Here is a 19,090-nt window from a genome sequence, read left to right as displayed (position 1 = left end):
GAACCTCTGGTTCATTGAAAAGGGGCGGGAGTGCCCCTGTCTTTGAGCGCCCTTTGGTATCGCACATGCAGATTTAAGCTGCCAGCCGGACGGCTTTCTCGCTGATATAGGCATCCACCGCCGCGCGCTGGTCTTCATCCAACCGCAGCCCCAGTTTGGTGCGGCGCCACAGGTAGTCGTCGCCTGCGCGTACCCATTCCCGGGCAATGGCCCAGTCGAGTTCGCGGGCGGTGATGGTGGCGCCAAAGTCCTGGCCCAGATCGGCGGCGGATTTGGCATCGCCCAGCACTTCCCAGGCTTCCAGCCCGTAGGCACGGATCAGCCGGGCGGCCCAGTGGGGCGCCAGGAAGGGGTATTCCGTGGCGAGCCGGGCTTTCAGGGTCTCCACCTCGGCGACTCCAAAGGCACCGCCGGGCAGGGAGACGCCTGCGGTCCAATCAGCGGGCAACTGCGGGAAGACCTCGCCGATTTTCGCCAGCGCGGCCTCGGCCAGCTTACGGTAGGTGGTGATCTTGCCGCCGAAGACATTCAAGAGTGGAGCCTGTGTCTGGTCCAGCGTCAGCACGTATTCGCGGGTCGCCGCGGTGGCCGAGCTGGCACCGTCGTCATAGAGCGGGCGGACGCCGGAGTAGGTCCAGACGATGTCCTCCCGGCTTAGCGGCTGTTCGAAGTATTGCGACGCAAAATCAACAAGGTAGTCCTGTTCGGTTTCGGTGCATTGCGGTGAGGTGTCCGGGTCGGGATGGTCGGCGTCGGTTGTGCCGATCAGGGTGAAATCGCCTTCGTAGGGAATGGCGAAGATGATCCGCCCGTCGGTGCCTTGGAAGAAATAGCAGCGGCCATGGTCGAACAGTTTCGGCACCACGATATGGCTGCCGCGCACCAGGCGGACGTTCTCGCGGCTGTTCTGGCCCAGTTTCTGGCGCAGCACGTCGGCCACCCAGGGGCCGCCCGCGTTGACCAGCATCCTGGCGCGGTGTTCCTGCTCTTCGCCCGTGGCGTGGTCCTTGGTGCGGACCACCCAGTGGTTGGCGTGGCGCTGGGCCGAGAGCACTTCGGTCCGGGTCAGGATCTCGGCGCCGCGGGCTTGAGCATCGCGGGCGTTCAGCACCACCAGGCGGGCGTCCTCGATCCAGCAGTCGGAGTACTCAAAAGCGGTTTTGAACTTGTCTTTCAGAGGCTTTCCGGCCGGGTCGCGGGTGAGGTCCAGCTTGGCCGTGCCGGGCAGGATGCCGCGTTTGCCAAGCGAGTCGTACAGGAACAGCCCCAGCCGGATCAGCCAGGCCGGGCGGCGGCCCTTCATCCAGGGCATGACGGTTGTCAGCAGCTTGGACGTAGGGGTCTCGCTGTCAAACCGCATATCCTTGTGAAACGGCAGCACAAAGCGCATCGGCCAGGAGATATGCGGCATCGCCTTCAGCAGCACCTCGCGCTCGATCAGCGCTTCGCGGACCAGGCGGAATTCGAAGTACTCGAGATAGCGCAACCCGCCGTGGAACAGCTTGGTCGAGGCCGATGAGGTTGCCCAGCCGAGGTCCTTCATTTCCGCCAGCGTCACCGAGAGGCCGCGGCCGGCGGCGTCGCGGGCGATGCCGCAGCCATTGATGCCGCCGCCGATGATGAAGAGGTCCGTGACAGGTGTGTCAGTCATTTTCGCTGCTTTCGTTTTGTCCTGCGGTGAGGATTCGGGTGCCCGCCGCCTGTGCGGCCTGTGCGAATTCATCCGGTACGGGGCGGTCGGTGATCACCACGTCCAGGTCTGCCACGTCGCAGATCCGCACCGGCGCGGAGCGCTCAAACTTGCTGCCGTCGCAGACCAGCACTTTTTGACGGGCGTTCTTCAGGATGGCGCGGGCGACCGAAACCTCGCGGGCATCGTGGTCCATTACTGCTCCATCGGCATCCAGCGCCGAGGCGCCGATGACGGCGAAGTCCACTTTGTAGCGGGAGATGAATTCTACAGCGTCCTCGCCGACGATGGCACCGTCGCTTTGCCGGACGGTGCCGCCTGCCAGGATCAGCTCCTTGGCCTGATCGCCCATCATCATATTGATAATATTAATGTTGTTGGAAATCACTGTGAGGCCGCTATGCGCTGAAAGGGCCCGTGCGACCTGTTCGGTCGAGGTGCCGATGTTGAGGGTGAGCGAGCAATTGTCGGGGATCAGCTCGGCCGCGAGTGCCGCCATGGCGAGCTTGTTGCCGGCATTCAGCTTGCGGCGGTCCTCGTAGCCCTGGCTGGCAGCGGTGCTGACCCGGACGGCGCCGCCATGCACACGGGACAGGGCGCCGCGCGCCGAGAGGTCGCGCAGGTCGGCGCGCACCGTCTGCAAGGAGACGCCAAAGCGCCGGGACAGATCCTCGACCTCGACCCGGTCCTGCTGGTTCAGCAGGGTGATGATTTCGTTCTGACGGCTGAGAGCATCCATTTGCTTTCCTTTCGCTGCGATTTCTTACCCTATCGCGCAGGGAGAGTCACCTATCGTTTTCGTTTTCGCTTCCATTTGCCCGGAAACGAAAAAACGCGCCGGGGAAGGCGCGCCTTTCTTAAGCTGTTTTGAAAAGGTTCAGCCGATCGGGATCAGGTGGTTGTCCCAGGCCAGCCCGGCCCGGTTCAGCAGGTGTTTGCCAGTGGCGGTGACCTCGAAGACCTGGCCGGTTCCGGTGCTGGCGGTGAAACCGTTGGCGGAGGGCGCAAGGCCGCAGACGTCGGTCATCCGGTGCTCCTGCAGAAGGTCTCCGGTTTCCGTGTCCATCAGTTGCAGCACCCCGCCGCGCGGGGAGGTGACGCCAACCTGCGTGCCATCCGGGGAAAAGGCGACGGAGCCGCCGTAGCCGTTGAGGTTCAGCACCCGCGGGTCGCCGTCAGCCATCAGGCGGGGTGGGGTGCCCGGCCTGTGCAGGCCAACCATCGGCACCAGCTCGCCTGCATCGCCTTGCCACTGCATGGCAAATCCCACGGTGCCATCGGCGCGTATGGCCAGGTGGCGGATCGAGTTCAGGTTCAGCTCTTGCGGCAGCTCCATCTGTTCCTGAAGGGTGCCGTCGAGGCTCAGGTAGCTGAGGTTCGGGCGCATGACTGCCAGGTTCAGCTTGGCGCGGCCGCTGTCGGGGTGGGTTTCGATGCCGCCATTGGCCACCACCAGCCCGGGCACGTCGCGGCGCAAGAGCATGTCGTGCGGGCCGATGCCGCCGGAGCTGAAAGAGCTCAGGCGGCGGTAGCCCTTTGCCGCGTCCCACACGCCGATCACGCCGCGGGCGTTTTCATAGTCGTTCTCGGTGGTGAACAGGCGGCTGCCGTCGGGAGAGAAGGTGCCGTGGCCGTAGAAATGATGGCCTTTTGGAGGATGCAGCCGGGCGATGGCCGCGCCGGTGCGGCAGTCGATCACATCGGCAAAGCTGCCGGGGCGGCGGGCAAAGGCAACTGCCTCGGGGCGGACGGGATGGGCGGCGGCGGCGTGGCCGCGGGCGGGCAGCGGGTGGCGGAACAGGATCTCTCCGCTGCGCGTCAGGCCCGCGAGCAGGAATTCCCCGGTGGGGCTTTTGCCTGCCGACAGGAAGGAGGGGCTGCCGGCGCTGGCCCAGGTGGTGTGCGGGGCAAGGCCGGCGGCGAGAAGGCCGGTCAGAAATCCGCGGCGCGAGGTCATGGGCAGCCCTTTCCCTTAGTCGCCGTCCAGCGAATTGAAGCCGGCGCTCACGCCAAGTGCAGGCCCCAGCTCATCAGCCATCAGCGCACGCAGGTCCTTGATCTCCTGCTGCAGCGACTCGATGCGGAAGCGGCTGGCGGGGTCGGTAACGCCGGCAAAGACTGGATCGCCGAGATTCTCGGCCTTTTTGCGCGCCTTGGTAACGCCCGCGGTGATCTTGGCCTGCAGGTCAGCGTTGCCGTCCGCAAGGGCCAGCGCCAGGGGCTCCAGCGCGTTCAGCGAGACCAGAACATGGTGCAGGCTGCGGCCCGAGCGGCGGGCCTCGGCGCGGGCGGGGCGCGGTTTCTCAAATGTGCCCAGCGGGCGGCCGAGGCGCATGTCGTCCAGCACCTGCAGTCCGGTGTTCAGGGCCTTGAACAGCTCTTGGGTGACTTCGGCCCCGTTCTGGTAGCGGTTGCCAGGGCTGCGCATTTCAGCTGCGTAGTTCTGTTGCCAGTCGGCTCTGATGGATTGTGCCGTGGCAGCGATGTCGGTGCTGATGGCGCGGGTCATGGCACAGCGGTAAGCATCGCTGCCTGCCGCCGAAAGCTGCGGATCATAGAGCAGGTATTCCAGCGCGTAGAAGCCGCGGGCGGCGATGGAATAGGTGGCGAAATTGGCGGGGTCGCTAATGCCGCTGTCTTCGTTGCGGATCAGGGTGCCAAGCGCCTTGGGCGTCTTGCTGCGGCTGTCGGGCCAGAAGGCCAGCGCAAAGGCACGGTTGTCTGTTTCGGTCGGGCCAAAGCGGAAGTGGCTGGCGGCGATCCAGGCATCAAAGGCTACGCCATAAGCCACGCGCAGCGGTTCGGAACCTGAGGTGCAATCTGCCTGGGCCGCTTGGGCCAGGGCAGCTGAATCCGCGGCTAGCTCCTGGAAGGCGGGCAGGATTTGCTGGTCGACGATTTGGTCTGCGGGTTCAGCGGCCGCAAGCGGGGTCGCGGCAAGAGTGAGGGGCAGGGAGATTTTGCGCATGAAATCAAAGGCTTTGCAGGAAGATGATCAGGGCGGCCCGGTCATCCGGTGCCAGGTCAATGACGCGGGTCTTGGCGGCTTCCGCCTCGCCGCCGTGCCAGAGAACGGCTTCGAGCAGGGTGCGGGCGCGGCCGTCGTGCAGGAAGGTGGCACGGGGCGAAACCTGCTGGGTGAGACCGATGCCCCAGAGCGGCGCGGTGCGCCATTCGCGGCCCGTCGCGCGGGCCTCGGGGCGGTTGTCGGCGAGGCCGTCGCCCATGTCGTGCAGCAAGAGGTCGGAGTAGGGCCAGATCAGCTGAAAACTTTGCTCGGGGCGGTCTGCCAGCCGGTGGGTCACGTATTTCGGCACATGGCAGGCGGCGCAGCCGGAGTTGTAGAAGACCTGTTTGCCGCGCAGCACCTGCGGGTCTGCAGTGTTGCGGCGGGCAGGAACGCCAAGGTTGCGGCTGTAGAAAGTGACCAGGTCCATGTTGGGCTGGTCAATCTCGGTTTCACGGGAATCACCGCCGCCGTGAGGCGCGGCCTGGCAGGCGGTCTGCAGACCGGTGCATTCGCCGACATGGGCCGGGAACAGCGGGGTGGAGATGCCGATGTCGCCGGCGAAGGCGCCGGCCGATTGTTCATGCACTGTCGGCGACCCGGCCTTCAGCCCGAAACGGCCCAGCATGATCTGGTTGAATTCCCGCGACCAGACCAGGTTGGCGCGGCCGGAGATGCCGTCGCCGTCGGCGTCCTCCTCATCGGCATGGGCCAGGATGCTGGCGGCGGGGATGGCTTCCAAAAGGCCGAGGCCGATCATCGGCGGCGCGATGCGGGGGCTGAGCATGGCGCCGTTGGCCAACGGGCCGTAGCCGAGGCTGGCGGCTTTGTAGCTGGGGCGGCGCAGGGTGGCGGTGTCGCCGCCGTTCAACGCGACCTCGAATTCTTCGTAGCTGACCTGCAGCTTGTATTCGGGCGCGATGCCGGGGGCCGAGAAATCCTGCAGCTGGGTGCCGTAGTTCGGGTCAGGCGCAGTGCCGATGTAGTCGGTGATCTCTTGCAGTTCCGGCGGCACCGGCCCCGGGGTGGAAACGCGCAGGAACATGGTGGTAGAGGCGTAATCGGGCTGGTCCGGCACATGGCCGCGGCCGTCCTTCAGGTGGCAGCGCTGGCAGGAGCGGGCGTTGTAGAGGGGGCCCAGACCGTCCGAGGCCTTGGTCGAGGCCGGTGAAAACACCCAGATCTTCTTGAACAGCCCGTTGCCGAGCTTGAACTCCAGCTCCTGCTCAAAGGAGAGGTTGGCGGAATGCTGGGAGAACGCCTCGTCATCGGTCCGGGCGCGTACGGTGGCGGCGCCGGCGGGCAGGTCCTCGAAAGCTTCCGGTTTGGAGAAATCCGCGGTGGGCGCCGTGACGCCGGCAATGCGGGCGCGCTCGGCATCGCTGCGGGGCAGGGGGGAGAGATGCGGCTCTGCCTGGTATTTGCTGGCCAGATCCAGCGCTGCAAGCGGGGCGGCCGCCGCAAGCGCGGCAGCCAGCGTCAGGTTAGTCTTCCACGTCCGCCATCTTGGTGGCGTTGAGCTGGGCATAGTTTTCGGCGCCGATCCGGTCATGCAAATCAAGCTGCGTCTCAAGGAAGTCGATATGGCCTTCTTCATCCGCCATCAGCTCTTCGAAGAGCTTCATGGTGACATAGTCGCCGGCGGCCTGGCACACCTCGCGGGCTTCCTTGTAGAGCGCGCGGGCGTCCACTTCGGCGGCGAGATCCGCTTCCAGGGTTTCCTTGGGCGTCTGGCCGATCCGCAGCGGATCCAGTTTCTGAAGGTTCGGGTGGCCCTCGAGCAGCAGAATCCTTTCAATCAGTTTATCCGCGTGCTGCATCTCCTCGATGCTTTCCTCGCGGCTTTTCTTGGCCATGCTGCCGAGACCCCAATCGTCCTGCAGCCGGTAATGCAGCCAGTACTGGCTGACCGCTGTCAGCTCATGGCGCAGTGCTTTGTTGAGGTAATCTATGACCTTGGGGTCGCCCTTCATATACGCTCTCCTGAGTTTTCCCTGCTCGTAAATTTTGTAATTGCGCAGGTACGCTCAGCTTAGCGTTGGACCTCATGGTGTCGAGAAAAAGCGGCATGCAGCCGCCGCAGTCGGCGGTTTTGCCGAGGGCGTGGTAGATCTTGCCGGGGGTAATTATCGTTTCAGGATCGGCACTTCGCATCCATTCGATGGCTGCGTGAATATCGTGGTCCGATATATGCGTGCAGTGGCAGATGATCATGCTGCTCGCGTCCTTGCCCGCTGGCCTTAAAGGCCAAGTGATTCCGTTGGAAAATATATCTGACAGAAACACTGGGGTTTCAAGAGGTAATCAGAGTAAAATACTTGGGTTTGCATGGCGCTGCCGCAAACCACGTGGGAAAAAGGGGCAGCGCCGAACGCCGCCCCGAGTGCGGTGGAGTTCAGGGGATGCCAAACGTCACCGAGGGAAAGCTCAGGAACCCAGCGGGATGATCAGGTTCACGCCCAGAACGGTGCTTTTGGTTCCGTCTTCGTCGATGCGGGCAATGCCGCCGCCCACGGTGGCGCCGTTTCTGAACTCGTAGTCGGCGCCGATGGTGTAGAGGTCCGTTTCACCCGAGGTGTCCAGGTCGCGGTGCACATAGCCGCCCGACAGGGTGACGCTGCCGATGGTGTAGGCGCCGGTAAGGGTGGCATAAAGCGCGTCATCGGCGGAGCCGCCCGCGTTCGAGAAAGAGGCCACCTCGGCATAGACGTCGAAACCGGCGTCAAAGGAATGGGCCACACCGGCCACGAAGCCCTGTTCGTCATCCACGTCGCCTGCGCCTGCGCTCAGGTGGCGGGCGCCGATGTGATAGCTGGTCTCGCCGGCCTCCTGGCTCCACTGGATGGCAAAGTTGTCGAGTTCGCCGGTGTTGCCTGCGCCGCCGTCCGCCGTAGTGGTGCGGCCGCGGTCATAGCCGATGGAGCGGCTGAGGCCGGAATCGTCTGCGTAGAACACGCCAAAGGACAGGGTGCCGGCGCCCTGCAGTTCGACGTCTGCCAGGATGCCGATCTGTTCAATGAGCTCGTAGTCCTCGGCAATGGTGCTGCCGAAATATCCGGCTGCGTCATCCCAGGCGGTGCCGAACACCGGGTGCAGTTTACCCACTGACACCGTAGTGTATTCGCCGATGCCGAAGGAGACGCCGAGTTCTTCGATATAGACGCCCATATCGTCGAAATTGCGGTCATCAGCGGCGTCGGTCAGCGACTCGGCGGTGACGGTGGTGAACAGTTCGACGCCGTTGCCGAAGCTGTAGGCGCCGGAGGCGGTGATCACGGCAAATGTGTCGCGGATCTCGGCAGTGGCGTCATCGGAAGAGACGACGCTTTCATTGGCGATCTCGATCTCGCCTTCCCAGCTGAAGCCCTGGGCCAGGGCTGCGTTTGCGCACAGGAAGACGGGGGCGCTGAGAGCCAGCGCCGCGGAAGTTTTGATTTTCATGGGGAATTCTTCTTAGTGCGGGAGAGCCTGGCTGACGCTGGCTGGCTCCCCCGGTTTTCTTTAGGTCAGCTAATCTTGGGCGGTCTTATTCGAAGACAGCCGAAGGGTTGTCGAGGCTGTCAGAGCCTTCAATCGCGACTCCGTCCAGTTTCAAAATGGAGACCACGCGTTCGATCGAGCGGGTCTGGTCGATGAGGCCGTTGACGCCGCCCATCACCAAAGCTTCGCCTGCGGCGTTGCCCTGAGCCAGCATCTGGTCATAGGAGAGGCCTGCCTCAGCCGCGGTTTTGATGCGGCCAAGCGCCTGCATGGTGGTCGACAGCTTGCCGCGCATTTCGGCGTCAAGGTCTGCGTCTTTGGCGGCAACCAGATCCGACAGCGATGCGCCGGAGACCAGCTCGCCGTTCACCCGGACGTATTCGCCCAGATAGACGTTCTGCACGCCCAGGCCGTCGTAGTAGTGGCTGTTGTGGGTGTTGTCGGAGAAGCAGTCGTGCTCTTCTTCCGGATCGTTCAGCATCAGGCCCAGCCGCATCCGCTCACCGGCCTGTTCGCCATAAGACAGCGAGCCCATGCCGGTCAGCATGGCGGTGATGCCGGCGTTCTCATCGGCCAGCAGCGCGGTACGGGCGTCGCCGCTCTCGCTCCACTGGGCGGTGATCCACTCCAGGTCGGAGATCAGCAGGTCGGTTGCGGCTTGCAGGTATTCGCCGCGGCGGTCGCAGTTGCCGTTGGTGCAGGCATCGCCTGCCGCGTAGTCGGTCCAGGGGCGGTCGCCGGCGCCGTGCTCGGTGCCTTTCAGGTCCTGGCCCCAGAGCAGGAATTCGATGGCGTGGTAGCCGGTGGCAACGTTGGCCTCAACCCCGTCGGCCTCATGCAGGGCGCCTTCCAGCAGTTCCGGGGTGATCTTGGCGGCGTCGATCACCTTGCCCGACAGCTCAAAGCTGGGGTTGGCGATCACATTGAGCGCGGCCAGGGTGTTTTCGTCGCTCGGCCCGCCATAGGAGGCATCGACATAGTCGATCAGGCCCTCGTCCAGCGGCCAGGCGTTCACCTTGCCTTCCCAGTCGTCGACGATGGCGTTGCCGAAGCGGAAGACTTCGGACTGCTGATAGGGGACGCGGGCGGCAATCCAAGCGGCGCGGGCGGCTTCCAGGTTTTCGGCCGAGGGGTGCGCGACCAGGGCGTCAACGGCAGCCTTCATTACCTGCGCGGTGGCCAGGCTGTCCTGGTATTTCGCCTCGGCGATATTGGCGTAGTTGGTCAGCACCGCGGCCTTGTCGGCGGCAAATGCGGTGGTGGCGCCAAAGGCGAGACCAGCGAGGGCAGTGCCCGTGAGAAACAGGGATTTCATCAGCTAAGTCCTTAAGATTTTTGATGGAATTCAGTGAAGGGTCGCCGTTGCAGGCCGCGCGGGCTGCTGCGGCAGGTGCGGGTTCATGATCTGCTGCAGCAGCAGGCCGCAGTCGGAGGCCAGCCGGGTCAGCTCCTGCGCCTTGCGCGGGGTGACGATCAGCGCGGCAAGAATATGGGCGTCGTCGTCCTGCCCCTCGGCCGCGGAAGCCAAAAGGTTGGCAAAGCAGTTCTCATCCGCGCCCAGGCATTTGCAGGTCATGCCGTGGCGCACCAGCGGGCGGCGGCCGTGGGTGGCGCAGAAATTGCAGAGGAAACCGAAGGCCTCAAAGGCGGCTTCGGCCATTTCGGGGCCGAAGTTCACCTCAAAGTCGCGGCGCATCTGCGCGCGGGTCTCGGAGCCGGAGAACCAGTGGCGCAGATAGATCACGGCGCCGGCTTCCAGCGGCGGCAGATCGGACAGGGTGCCGACAGTGACGCCGCCGCGGGGCGGGTTTTGCGCAGGGCTCATGTGCGGCGCCTTACTTGGTGAGGATCAGTTTGCCTGCGCGGGTGATGCGCAGCGAATAGATCTGGCCATTGAGCAGGATGCGGGCCTGCACGCCGCCGCGGGTCAGGTCCTCGGCGTGGTAGGTGGGGAAAACTTCGGTGGTTGCGGTGGTGGGCACCGGCTTGGATGCGATCTGGTTCATGACTTCCGCCCATTGCTGAATTCCGCCCTGTCCAGGATCCATTCCAGACAGAAGCCGGACAGAGCGCCGGAGGGGGCAAAGACCTGCGGCCACAGCTGGCGCATGTCGTCTGCTTCCGGGTCCTTGATTTGGGGGCCGCGGCTGCGGCTGTCTCCGTTCGGCATGGTGGCGATCTCGATTGAATAAGGTCACTCGGGCTCGCCTGAACCGAGTCAGGCTGGCTGGAATGCTGTATTCCTGAATTAATTGCTCAGGTATGTCAATCTGAGTTTTTTAGTAGGATTTAATTTTTGTGCCGGGGCAAAGAGATGCCAATAAGAGAGGCTGCCGGCAGGAGGGAACAGCGGCGACAGGGTGCCGGTGCTGGAGTGCGGTGCGCCTTGTTCGGAAGATGGCGGCAGGATCAGTCTTGGCTTCCGGCATTGTTGGAAAGGCCTGTTTCTGAATTTACTGCTGGACGTTCAGGTGTTGTAGCGCCGAAATGCACCGGTCTGCCTGAGACGGCTTTACCGTTCTATGTGATGGAGGAGACAGTGATTGACCACATTACCTTTGGAGTGACCGGTTTTCCCAATCTGTTGAATTTTACGACCGCGCTTTTGAACCCCTGGGGGTCACGCGCCTGTTTACGGTGCCTTTGGAACAAACCGGTGGAGTGCGGGTTACCGGGTATGGGGATGACCGCCCCTGGTTTTGGCTTGCGGAAGAGGATGCGACAACGGGAAAGCTGCATACTGCTTTGACGGCCCGCAGCCGCGCGCAGGTCGATGCGTTTCATGCTGCAGCCCTATTGGCGGGCGGAACAGACAATGGGGCGCCAGGCGTCAGACCGCATTACCACCCTGACTATTACGCTGCGTTTGTTCTTGATCCGGACGGGCACAACATTGAGGCCGTTTGCCACAGTTCCGGGGCGTAGTTGGCGTGTTTTCCCTGGCCGCACGGCTCTGAGACTTGAGTGGCGCAGACAAGCAAATGAAAACCCCGCCGAAATGGCGGGGTTTGCCAGCAATCTTAGGCTGCTGTTTGGGCGGGCTGCGCGGAGCAGACGGCTTAGGTGCGGGTGCCGGAGAAGCGTTCCTGCCATTCTTCGCGCTGCTCGTCGGTGATCTTGGCAAACAGGACCTCCGGCACGGTGAAGCCGTGGCCGGCGGGCAGGGCGGACAGGGCTGCTGCCACGTCTTCGGGCCAGCTGCGGTCGTCCGAATTCAGCGCTGCCATCAGCTTGTCCGAGGCCTGCGGGATGAAGGGCGCAGACAGCACCGCGTAGAGGCGGATCAGGTTCAGGCCCAGGCGCACCTGTGCGGCGGCGCGCTCGGGGTTTTCCTTGAACACCGACCAGGGCGCGGCGGACTGCAGGTACTCGTTGCCCGCAACCCAGATCGCGCGCAGCTCCTGCGCCGATTTGCGGACCTCCATCGCCTCCATATGGCCTTCATATGCGCGGATGCGGGTAGTGAGTTCAGCGATCAGCGCTTGCTCCTGCTCGCCGTATGCGCCGCCGGAGGGGACTTCCTCACCGAACTTGGAGCGGCAGAACTTGGTGATGCGGGAGACGAAGTTGCCCAGAACGTCCGCCAGATCCTTGTTCACCGATTGCTGGAAGTTCTCCCAGGTGAATTCGGAATCCGAGCTTTCCGGCGCATGGCTCAGCAGCCACCAGCGCCAGTAGTCGGCCGGCAGGATTTCCAGCGCCTGGTCCATGAAGACGCCGCGCCCTTGGCTGGTGGAGAACTGGCCGCCGTCATAGTTCAGGTAGTTGAAGGACTTCAGGTGGTCGACCATCTTCCACGGCTCGCCAGAGCCCAAAATGGTGGCCGGGAACGACAGGGTGTGGAAGGGGACGTTGTCTTTGCCCATGAACTGAACGTATTTGACGTCCTCGGCGCCTTTGTCGGTGCGCCACCAGCGCTGCCAGTTGGCGTCGGACTTGCCGTTGGAATCTGCCCATTCGCGCGAGGCGGCGATATATTCGATCGGTGCGTCGAACCAGACGTAGAAGACCTTGCCTTCCATGCCGGGCCAATCCTCATCGCCCTTCTTGACCGGCACGCCCCAGTCCAGGTCGCGGGTGATGCCGCGGTCCTGCAGGCCGTCACCGTCGTGCAGCCATTTCTTGGCAATCGAGGTGGTCAGCACCGGCCAGTCGTTCTTGGAGTCGATCCAGGCGTCCAGCTGGTCCTTCAGCTGCGACTGGCACAGGTAGAGGTGCTTGGTCTCGCGCACTTCCAGATCGGTGGAGCCGGAGACAGCCGAGCGCGGGTTGATCAGGTCGGTCGGGTCCAGCTGCTTGGTGCATTCCTCGCACTGGTCGCCGCGGGCCTTTTCATAGCCGCAGTTGGGGCAGGTGCCCTCGATATAGCGGTCGGGCAGGAAACGGCCGTCGGCGTTGGAATAGACCTGCTTCTCGGTCACTTCGCGGATCAGGCCCGCCTCGGCCAGCTTGCCAGCGAAATGCTGTGTCAGCGCGTGGTTCTGCGGGCTGGAAGAGCGGCCGAAATGGTCGAAGCTCAGCGCAAAGCCCTTGGCGATCTCCGACTGGATGCCATGCATTTCGGCGCAGTATTCCGCCACCGGCTTCTCTGCCTTGGCGGCGGCCAGTTCTGCGGGTGTGCCGTGCTCGTCGGTGGCGCAGAGGAACATCACCTCATTGCCGCGTCCGCGCTGGAACCGGGCGTAAAGGTCGGCGGGCAGCTGCGAGCCTACCAGGTTGCCCAGATGCTTGATCCCGTTGATGTAGGGGATTGCCGAGGTGATCAGAATGCGTGCCATGCCATCCATCCAGGTAATGCGTCAAAGGCCCGTCTAACCTATGCGGCGGGCAGCGGGAACCCCGTGTGCGGAAATCGCAGGAATTAAGAGGCGGCGGATCAGTTCACGCTTGATCCTGAATTGCGGCTGGCGCACTCATTGGTTGCGAAAATCTATTTTAAACCCTTGAAAGTTCACAGGGGCGTTACCACATGCATTGCATACCAATGTATACCAATAGGGGGCTTTCCATCGGTGTTCGACTTTCTGCTTGATGGTGCTTTTGCGCCGTTTTCCCTTGCTTTGGCGCTGTTGGGCGGTCTGGCGGTGCTGGAGCTGGCGGCGCTCTTGCTGGGCGGCAGCCTGATCGGCGGTGATGGCGATGCGGGGCTGGACGCGGCAGATGGTGCTGACCTCGGCGAGTTCCCGGATGCTGGCGACCTGGGGGACCTGGGCGCCGATGCCGCTGCGGATGCATTGGGCGATCTGGGAGACATCGATCTTGCAGATCTGGATGGTGTGGACGCGCCGGACGGAGCCGGGGCGGCAGAGGCTTCGGGCAGTCTGGCGTCCTGGCTGGGTCTGGGGCGGATGCCGGCGCTGATCTGGCTGGCCGCCTTGCTGATGGGCTTTGGCCTCAGCGGCATTGGCCTGCAGATGGTGCTGAAATCCTATCTGGGGTTCACCGCGCCTGCCTGGATGGCGGGGCTGCCGGCCGGTGCCTTTGGCCTGTGGTTTGCGCGCGGCTTTGGCGGGGTCTTTGCCCGGCTCTTGCCGCAAACCGAGACCGAGGCGCTGTCGGAGCGCAGCCTGGGCCGCCGCCGCGGAGTGATCACCCAAGGCACCGCCGCCCAAGGCCGCCCGGCCGAGGTGCGCGTCATGGATGGCTACGGCAATGCCCACTACCTGCGCGCTGAGCCCTTTGCCGCCGGCGAGGAACTGGCCCAGGGCACCGAGGTGCTGGTGATGCGCGACCGCCGCAAGGACCGGTTTGTGCTGATCCCTCTGTCCGAGTGACCCGCTGGGCTGAACAGCCCGGCTGACTGAAACCAACAAACCCAACAAACCCAAAAAATCCTATTATCCAAGGAGGTATTCCGCATGGAATTTCAATTCATGCTCATTGTCGTCGTGAGCGCTCTTGTACTGCTTTTTCTGATTGGTCTCGTTCTGAACCGTATCTATAAACGGTCCTCCCGTGAGATCAGTCTTGTTCGCACTGGTGCGAGGGGAAAAAAGGTCATCATGGATGGCGGTGTGCTGGTGGTGCCGCTGCTGCATGAGGTGAGCCCGGTCAACATGAAGACCCTGCGCCTGGAAGTGCAGCGCAACAATGACGGCGCGCTGATCACCAAGGACCGGATGCGGGTCGACGTCGGAGTCGAGTTCTATGTCTCGGTCATGGCGACGGTCGAGGGCATCGCCCGCGCCGCGCAGACGCTGGGCGACCGGACTTTTGATGTCGAGCAGCTGCGCGAGATGATCGAAGGCAAACTCGTCGACGGTCTGCGCGCCGTGGCGGCGCAGATGACCATGGACGGGCTGCACGAAAACCGTGCCGACTTTGTGCAGGAGGTGCAGAATGCGGTGTCCGAGGACTTGCTGAAAAACGGTCTGTCATTGGAATCGGTGTCGCTGACTGCATTGGACCAGACTCCGTTTGAGGCGCTCGATGAAAACAACGCCTTTAACGCGGTGGGTATGCGCAAGCTGGCGGAGGTGATTGCCACCTCCAAGAAAGAACGTGCGCAGATCGATGCCGAGGCTGAGGTCGCCGTGCGCCGCGCCGCCATGGAAGCCGAACGTCAGCGCCTGTCGATTGAACAGGACGAGGAGCAGGCCAAGATTGAGCAGGCCAAGCAGGTTGAGACCATGAAGGCAGCACAGGAGGCCGAGATCGCCCAGCGGCGCGAGGACTCGATGCGCGAAACCGAACGCGCCCGGATTGCCCGCGAGGAAGCCATCCGCTCGGCCGACATTGCCCGTGAAGCAAAGATCCGGGATGCCGAGATTGCCAAGGAGCGCTCGGTCCGCGAGGCGGAGATCACCAAGGAGCGCGAGCTGGAAGTGGCCGAGCAGGAGCGCCAGATCATCATCGCGCAGAAGTCCGAGGAAGAGAGCCGGGCGCGGGCGTCCGCCGATCTGGCTCGGGCGGAGGCAACCAAGGCGACCGAAGCGGTGGCAACCGCCCGCGAAGTGGCCGAGGCCGAGCGTCTGAAGCAGATCACCCTGATCGAAGCCACCCGCGAGGCCGAGCGCCAGGCAACCGGTATCCGTCTCGCCGCGCAGGCGGAGAAGGAAGCTGCCGCTGACCGCGCCGAAGCCCGCCGCGAGGAGGCGCAGGCCGAGGCCGACGCGCTGAACATCCGCGCCGAGGCCAAGAAGAACGATATGTTGGCCGAGGCGGAGGGCAAGCGGGCGATTGTCGACGCCGAAAACGCGCTGTCGGGTGAGCTGATCCGTATGAAGGTCGACCTGGCCCGGATCGAGGCGATGCCTGCGATCATCACCGAGATGGTGAAGCCGGCAGAGAAGATCGACTCGATCAAGATCCACCAGGTCAGTGGTATCGGTGCCGGTGCGCCTTATTCCTCGGCAGGGGCCGGCAATGGTGGCGAGAAGCCGGTGGTGAACCAGGCGCTCGACTCGATCATGGGCATGGCAGTGCAGATGCCCGCGTTGAAGAAGCTGGGCGAGGAGCTGGGCCTGTCGATGGAAAACGGTGTCAGCGGCGTTGCCAGCCAGGCGCTGGGCGTTGAAGCGGAGGACAGCGACGCGGTCGAGGTGCCTTTGCTGAATGGCGCGGCCGGAGATGGCGGTGCGCCGGAGGCTTCGGAAGCCGCCAAGGACTGAGTGCCGTTGACCTGATTGAGAGAGGGCCGGGAGACCGGCCCTCTTTTTGTTTGCGTGAGTGGTGGCTGCTGCAGGCTGGTCAGCGCCAGTAGTTGTTGGCCTGCGAGACGGTTTGGAAATTCACCGCCACGACATGGGAGACGGCGATCAGGCTGTCGTAGTTGCTGGCATAGCCCGGCCGCATCTTGTTGCGGGCCTCATCATCGGGCTGGGTCAGTTTCACCGCCATGCGGGACAGCTTGATCGCCAGCTGGTAGCCTTCCTCCGGCGTCTCGGTTTGCAGGTTGGGTAGCCAGGACATGTATTCTCCAATTTATATCGTGCGCGACCTATATTGAGACGTTGACTGCAGCTGCGGCTGGAGTCAAGAAATGAATCGTGGGCGATATAAATGGAGGCCCGGCCATGAAACATGCTGACATTCCGACAAGGGCGGATGACCTGTTCTGTTATGGGCTGTACACCGCGTCCCACGCAGTGAACCGGGCCTATGCGCCGCATCTGAAGGCGCTGGGTCTGACCTATCCGCAGTACATCACGCTGACGCTGTTGTGGGAGGAGGATGGCCGGCAGGTGAATACGCTGGCGCAGAAGCTGGGGATGGAGACCAGCACGCTGACGCCTTTGGTTAAGCGGCTGGAGGCCATGGGCCATGTGACCCGCAGCAAAAGCGCCTTGGACGGCCGGGCGGTAGAAGTCCGGCTGACGGATGCAGGCAAGGCGCTGTCACAACAGGCGCCGGCTGTGACGGCCTGCATGATCGGTCACTCCGGATTGTCCGTGGCTGAGCTGGAGGAACTACAGGCGCTGCTTTTCAAGCTGCGGGACGGTCTTCAGCCTCGGTAGGGGCCAAAGACAGACGCAGCGCCTGGCTACCGTTTCTCGCGGGACCGCTTCAGCAGGCGGCCGATGGTGAAGGAGGTGCGCGGCGCATAGACGTAGCTGGTGCGTTCTTCCGGGGTTGCGCGGACTTTCATCCGGCTGAGTCCGAACACGATCAGCAGCACATGGCCGCAGGCGACATAGGCAAAGAGCGCAGGCGGGCCGTAGGCCTCGATCAGGGCCGAGGAGACATAGGGCGAGGCGATGGCGCCGAGCGCGTACCAGAACATCAGCGCGGCGGACAGTTCGACCCGCTCGGCCGAAGTGGCGAAGTCATTGGCGTGGGCGGCGGAAACCGAGAAGATCGGGAAGGTGGTGAAGCCGAAGAAACCGGCGGCCAGCATCACGCCCAGGGTGCCGGTGCCGCTGGCCGCCATGGTGATGGCGCAGCTGAGAATGGCAACGCCCGACAGCCAGATCAGCACCCAGCGGCGGTCGTATTTGTCGGCCAGCCAGCCCATCGGGTATTGCGCCAGCGCGCCGCCTGCCACAAAGGCGGCGAGGAAGAAGGCGATCTGATCCACCGCCAGGCCGACCTCTTGGCCATAGACCGGGCCGACCATCCGGAAGGAGGCGGAGCTGAGCGCGGCCACGATCACGCCTGCCACCGCCAGCGGTGAGCAGCGCCAGGCCAGCTTGGGCTTGAGCCGCGGTGCGTTGGGGGTTTCCGGCTGGCTGGCCTTGGTCAGCGTGAGCGGCAACAGCGCCGCGCAGCAGAGCACCGCCAGCAGGTTGTAGGACACATAGACCGCCGGCGGCAGCACTGCGATGATCAGCTGCGCTGCCAGTGAAGACCCCATGTCGACAATGCGGTAGGTGCCCATGGCCCGGCCGCGGTTTTCATTGGTGACCTTGGCGTTGAGCCAGGCTTCGATCACCGTGTAGGCGCCGGCGATACAGACGCCGGAGGCAATCCGCATGCCGGCCCAGGCATAGGGGTTTTCGGTCAGCGTGTGGCCCAGAAGGCCCATAGCGCCAAGTGCTGTGCAGACCGCAAAAGCGCGGGAGTGGCCGACATTGCCCATCAGCCGCGGCGCCCACCAGCAGCCGATGAAGAAGCCGACGAAATGGCCTGTGCCCAAAAGGCCGATCTGGGTGGTGGTGAAATTCAGAACCGATCCGGAGATGGCATCCAGCGGGCCCACGCCTCCGGAGGACAGCTGCAGCAGGATGACGGAAAGGAACAGGGCGGCAAATGAGATGATCAGGCGCATAACGGTGCGACCATGACAGGCTGGGGCACCATTGCCAGCCGGTTTCCGCCATTGCCGTGTCGTATTTCTGCGGGGCGGTATTTTTGTCTCACTGCCCTGTGTCGGCGGGTTTTAGTCAGCCGGATTGATGCAGCCGCGCCTTGATGGCGAGGGTGACCTGGTCGGCCACCAGATCCGGATAACCTGCGGCGCCGAATGCTGCGCGGCTGAGGCGGCCGGAGAGATGCACCTCCAGCTCGCGAAGGTCATCGGGGGCGGTGCCGGGGCGGCGGTAGAGCGCGGCCTGCAGGGTGAGCGGCCGGGTGATGCCGCGCAGGGTGAGGTCCCCGTCTATCCGGGCGCCGCCGGAGAGCCTGCCGTCCGGCCCAAGGTGCACCCGGGTGGAACGGAAGCGGATTTCAGGGAAGCGGGCGGTGTTGAGCACGCTGGGGCTTTTCAGCGCTTCGGTGGCAAAGATCAGCCCGGTTCTGGCGCGGCTGGCGCTGAGGATGATGTTGGCCTCGCTGCGGATGAGGTTGCCGGGGTCGATCCGGATGCGGGCGTCCCGCACCGGGATCCGGCCGTGCTGCGGCTGGCCGCTGAGGAGGAAGGTGAAACGCACCTGGGTGGCCTCCGGATCGAGCCGGTAGGGGGTTGGCGCTGCTGCCGGCTGCTGCGGGGCCAGCAGTGCTGCAGCCAAGCTGGCGAGCAATGCCCGCCGGTGTATCCGGGATGCGCGCATTCGGCGCCTTTCTGTTTGTTTTTCCTGACCTATCCAGAGTTTAGCCGCATTTTCCGGGATGGCCGGTTCACAATTCTGCGTGGGTTTGTGAAGCCGCGGGCTCCCGCCAAGCGCCGGCTTTTTGGAAAGCCTCCGCTTGTTGGGCCCGGCACCGGGCCAAGCCCGGTGCCGGGCCCAAGGCCGCTAAGGCAGCGCTGGCGCAGCCAGGGCGGTCTGCGGGCGCGGGAGGGGCCTGGGCGGACTGGGCGGCCCGGGGGGAGGGGGCGTGCCGGATGCTGCGGACCGGGCAGGCTGGGCGGCCAGCACCGTGCCGCCTGCGGTCCGGGCGACCTGCCAGGTGCACGGCGGCAGGGTGCGGGCGCGCAGGCGTTGCAGGGTCCAGGACGGCCCTGTGCTTGCGGTGCTGCGTTCTTGCGCCGGAGCGTAAGGGGCGGGGGCCAGGTGCCAGCGGCTCTCGATGCCCTGGGCGCCGCCGTTCCCGGGAGT

The 19,090-nt window shown here is 64.1% G+C and carries 19 protein-coding genes; 4 read left to right on the top strand and 15 right to left on the bottom strand.

Annotation, left to right across the window (positions count from 1 at the left end; all coding sequences use genetic code 11):
* Window positions 1–73 precede the first annotated feature (73 nt).
* From glpD to hemP, 11 genes are all read right to left on the bottom strand, one after another.
* Window positions 74–1,651 (bottom strand): glycerol-3-phosphate dehydrogenase, encoded by a 1,578-nt coding sequence (glpD, locus tag RA19_RS13530; RefSeq protein WP_039163472.1) that lies wholly within the window; start codon window positions 1,649–1,651, stop codon window positions 74–76.
* Window positions 1,644–2,429 carry a DeoR/GlpR family DNA-binding transcription regulator gene (locus tag RA19_RS13525; RefSeq protein ID WP_039163470.1) on the bottom strand — a complete coding sequence of 262 codons (786 nt, stop codon included), beginning with the start codon at window positions 2,427–2,429 and terminating at the stop codon, window positions 1,644–1,646. Before RA19_RS13525 ends, glpD begins: the two co-directional genes overlap by 8 nt.
* 138 nt (window positions 2,430–2,567) lie before the next feature.
* A complete protein-coding gene (locus RA19_RS13520) occupies window positions 2,568–3,647 on the bottom strand; it encodes a DUF1513 domain-containing protein (protein WP_039163468.1) in 1,080 nt (359 codons plus the stop codon).
* 15 nt (window positions 3,648–3,662) lie between these two features.
* Window positions 3,663–4,658 carry an imelysin family protein gene (locus tag RA19_RS13515; protein ID WP_039163466.1) on the bottom strand — a complete coding sequence of 332 codons (996 nt, stop codon included), beginning with the start codon at window positions 4,656–4,658 and terminating at the stop codon, window positions 3,663–3,665.
* 4 nt (window positions 4,659–4,662) lie between these two features.
* The gene (locus RA19_RS13510) at window positions 4,663–6,225 is read right to left on the bottom strand and encodes a di-heme oxidoreductase family protein (protein ID WP_052261787.1); all 1,563 of its coding nucleotides are present in this window, start codon (window positions 6,223–6,225) and stop codon (window positions 4,663–4,665) included.
* The gene (bfr, locus tag RA19_RS13505; RefSeq protein WP_039163463.1) at window positions 6,182–6,670 is read right to left on the bottom strand and encodes a bacterioferritin; all 489 of its coding nucleotides are present in this window, start codon (window positions 6,668–6,670) and stop codon (window positions 6,182–6,184) included. The genes RA19_RS13510 and bfr overlap by 44 nt, the downstream gene beginning before the upstream one ends.
* Window positions 6,618–6,911, bottom strand: a complete 294-nt coding sequence (locus tag RA19_RS26170; RefSeq protein ID WP_082020538.1) for a (2Fe-2S)-binding protein — start codon at window positions 6,909–6,911, stop codon at window positions 6,618–6,620. Before RA19_RS26170 ends, bfr begins: the two co-directional genes overlap by 53 nt.
* A gap of 213 nt (window positions 6,912–7,124) precedes the next feature.
* Entirely contained in the window at window positions 7,125–8,138 is a 1,014-nt protein-coding gene (locus RA19_RS13500) for a porin (protein WP_039163461.1), read from the bottom strand.
* Between the two features lie 85 nt (window positions 8,139–8,223).
* Window positions 8,224–9,492, bottom strand: coding sequence for an imelysin family protein (locus RA19_RS13495; RefSeq protein WP_039163460.1), 1,269 nt, complete (start codon window positions 9,490–9,492; stop codon window positions 8,224–8,226).
* Between the two features lie 30 nt (window positions 9,493–9,522).
* Entirely contained in the window at window positions 9,523–10,002 is a 480-nt protein-coding gene (locus RA19_RS13490; protein WP_039163456.1) for a hypothetical protein, read from the bottom strand.
* 10 nt (window positions 10,003–10,012) lie between these two features.
* The gene (hemP, locus tag RA19_RS26165; protein WP_008554566.1) at window positions 10,013–10,183 is read right to left on the bottom strand and encodes a hemin uptake protein HemP; all 171 of its coding nucleotides are present in this window, start codon (window positions 10,181–10,183) and stop codon (window positions 10,013–10,015) included.
* 607 nt (window positions 10,184–10,790) lie between these two features.
* Between hemP and RA19_RS27445 the strand changes: the two genes are divergently transcribed.
* Window positions 10,791–11,102 carry a VOC family protein gene (locus tag RA19_RS27445; RefSeq protein ID WP_342586086.1) on the top strand — a complete coding sequence of 104 codons (312 nt, stop codon included), beginning with the start codon at window positions 10,791–10,793 and terminating at the stop codon, window positions 11,100–11,102.
* A 134-nt stretch (window positions 11,103–11,236) separates the two neighbouring features.
* On the opposite strand, the gene metG is transcribed toward RA19_RS27445, so the two are convergent.
* Complete coding sequence (gene metG, locus RA19_RS13485; protein ID WP_193748273.1) at window positions 11,237–12,955, bottom strand: methionine--tRNA ligase; 1,719 nt, start codon at window positions 12,953–12,955, stop codon at window positions 11,237–11,239.
* Between the two features lie 234 nt (window positions 12,956–13,189).
* Here metG and RA19_RS13480 point away from each other — a divergent pair, with 234 nt between their 5' ends.
* Window positions 13,190–13,951 carry an OB-fold-containig protein gene (locus RA19_RS13480; RefSeq protein WP_039163451.1) on the top strand — a complete coding sequence of 254 codons (762 nt, stop codon included), beginning with the start codon at window positions 13,190–13,192 and terminating at the stop codon, window positions 13,949–13,951.
* Between the two features lie 84 nt (window positions 13,952–14,035).
* On the top strand, window positions 14,036–15,787 hold the full coding sequence (locus RA19_RS13475) for a flotillin family protein (protein WP_039163449.1): 1,752 nt from the start codon (window positions 14,036–14,038) through the stop codon (window positions 15,785–15,787).
* A 79-nt stretch (window positions 15,788–15,866) separates the two neighbouring features.
* Here the strand turns inward: RA19_RS13475 and RA19_RS13470 are convergent, their stop codons facing one another.
* The gene (locus tag RA19_RS13470) at window positions 15,867–16,088 is read right to left on the bottom strand and encodes a hexameric tyrosine-coordinated heme protein (RefSeq protein WP_039163447.1); all 222 of its coding nucleotides are present in this window, start codon (window positions 16,086–16,088) and stop codon (window positions 15,867–15,869) included.
* Window positions 16,089–16,192: 104 nt separating this feature from the next.
* Here RA19_RS13470 and RA19_RS13465 point away from each other — a divergent pair, with 104 nt between their 5' ends.
* Window positions 16,193–16,633, top strand: coding sequence for a MarR family winged helix-turn-helix transcriptional regulator (locus tag RA19_RS13465; RefSeq protein ID WP_039163446.1), 441 nt, complete (start codon window positions 16,193–16,195; stop codon window positions 16,631–16,633).
* A 26-nt stretch (window positions 16,634–16,659) separates the two neighbouring features.
* Here RA19_RS13465 and RA19_RS13460 read toward each other — a convergent pair whose 3' ends face one another.
* On the bottom strand, window positions 16,660–17,883 hold the full coding sequence (locus RA19_RS13460; protein WP_039163445.1) for an MFS transporter: 1,224 nt from the start codon (window positions 17,881–17,883) through the stop codon (window positions 16,660–16,662).
* Between the two features lie 115 nt (window positions 17,884–17,998).
* Entirely contained in the window at window positions 17,999–18,562 is a 564-nt protein-coding gene (locus tag RA19_RS13455) for a YceI family protein (RefSeq protein WP_241479067.1), read from the bottom strand.
* Window positions 18,563–19,090 lie beyond the last annotated feature (528 nt).

It is taken from the genome of Leisingera sp. ANG-M1 (assembly GCF_000813745.1).
In the GTDB taxonomy this organism is placed as follows: domain Bacteria; phylum Pseudomonadota; class Alphaproteobacteria; order Rhodobacterales; family Rhodobacteraceae; genus Leisingera.
The sequence above is the reverse complement of the archived record's forward strand: the minus strand, read 5'-3'. Positions and strand labels throughout refer to the sequence as shown.

Coding starts and splice junctions, on each gene's coding strand:
- RA19_RS13515 (WP_039163466.1), bottom strand. CDS start 4,658: ATGCGCAAAATCTCCCTGCCCCTCACTCTTGCCGCGACCCCGCTTGCG.
- RA19_RS13470 (WP_039163447.1), bottom strand. CDS start 16,088: ATGTCCTGGCTACCCAACCTGCAAACCGAGACGCCGGAGGAAGGCTAC.
- metG (WP_193748273.1), bottom strand. CDS start 12,955: ATGGCACGCATTCTGATCACCTCGGCAATCCCCTACATCAACGGGATC.
- RA19_RS13460 (WP_039163445.1), bottom strand. CDS start 17,883: ATGCGCCTGATCATCTCATTTGCCGCCCTGTTCCTTTCCGTCATCCTG.
- RA19_RS13490 (WP_039163456.1), bottom strand. CDS start 10,002: ATGAGCCCTGCGCAAAACCCGCCCCGCGGCGGCGTCACTGTCGGCACC.
- RA19_RS13520 (WP_039163468.1), bottom strand. CDS start 3,647: ATGACCTCGCGCCGCGGATTTCTGACCGGCCTTCTCGCCGCCGGCCTT.
- RA19_RS13475 (WP_039163449.1), top strand. CDS start 14,036: ATGGAATTTCAATTCATGCTCATTGTCGTCGTGAGCGCTCTTGTACTG.
- bfr (WP_039163463.1), bottom strand. CDS start 6,670: ATGAAGGGCGACCCCAAGGTCATAGATTACCTCAACAAAGCACTGCGC.
- glpD (WP_039163472.1), bottom strand. CDS start 1,651: ATGACTGACACACCTGTCACGGACCTCTTCATCATCGGCGGCGGCATC.
- RA19_RS13495 (WP_039163460.1), bottom strand. CDS start 9,492: ATGAAATCCCTGTTTCTCACGGGCACTGCCCTCGCTGGTCTCGCCTTT.
- RA19_RS13465 (WP_039163446.1), top strand. CDS start 16,193: ATGAAACATGCTGACATTCCGACAAGGGCGGATGACCTGTTCTGTTAT.
- RA19_RS13525 (WP_039163470.1), bottom strand. CDS start 2,429: ATGGATGCTCTCAGCCGTCAGAACGAAATCATCACCCTGCTGAACCAG.
- RA19_RS13510 (WP_052261787.1), bottom strand. CDS start 6,225: ATGCCCAGCTCAACGCCACCAAGATGGCGGACGTGGAAGACTAACCTG.
- RA19_RS26170 (WP_082020538.1), bottom strand. CDS start 6,911: ATGATCATCTGCCACTGCACGCATATATCGGACCACGATATTCACGCA.
- RA19_RS13500 (WP_039163461.1), bottom strand. CDS start 8,138: ATGAAAATCAAAACTTCCGCGGCGCTGGCTCTCAGCGCCCCCGTCTTC.
- hemP (WP_008554566.1), bottom strand. CDS start 10,183: ATGAACCAGATCGCATCCAAGCCGGTGCCCACCACCGCAACCACCGAA.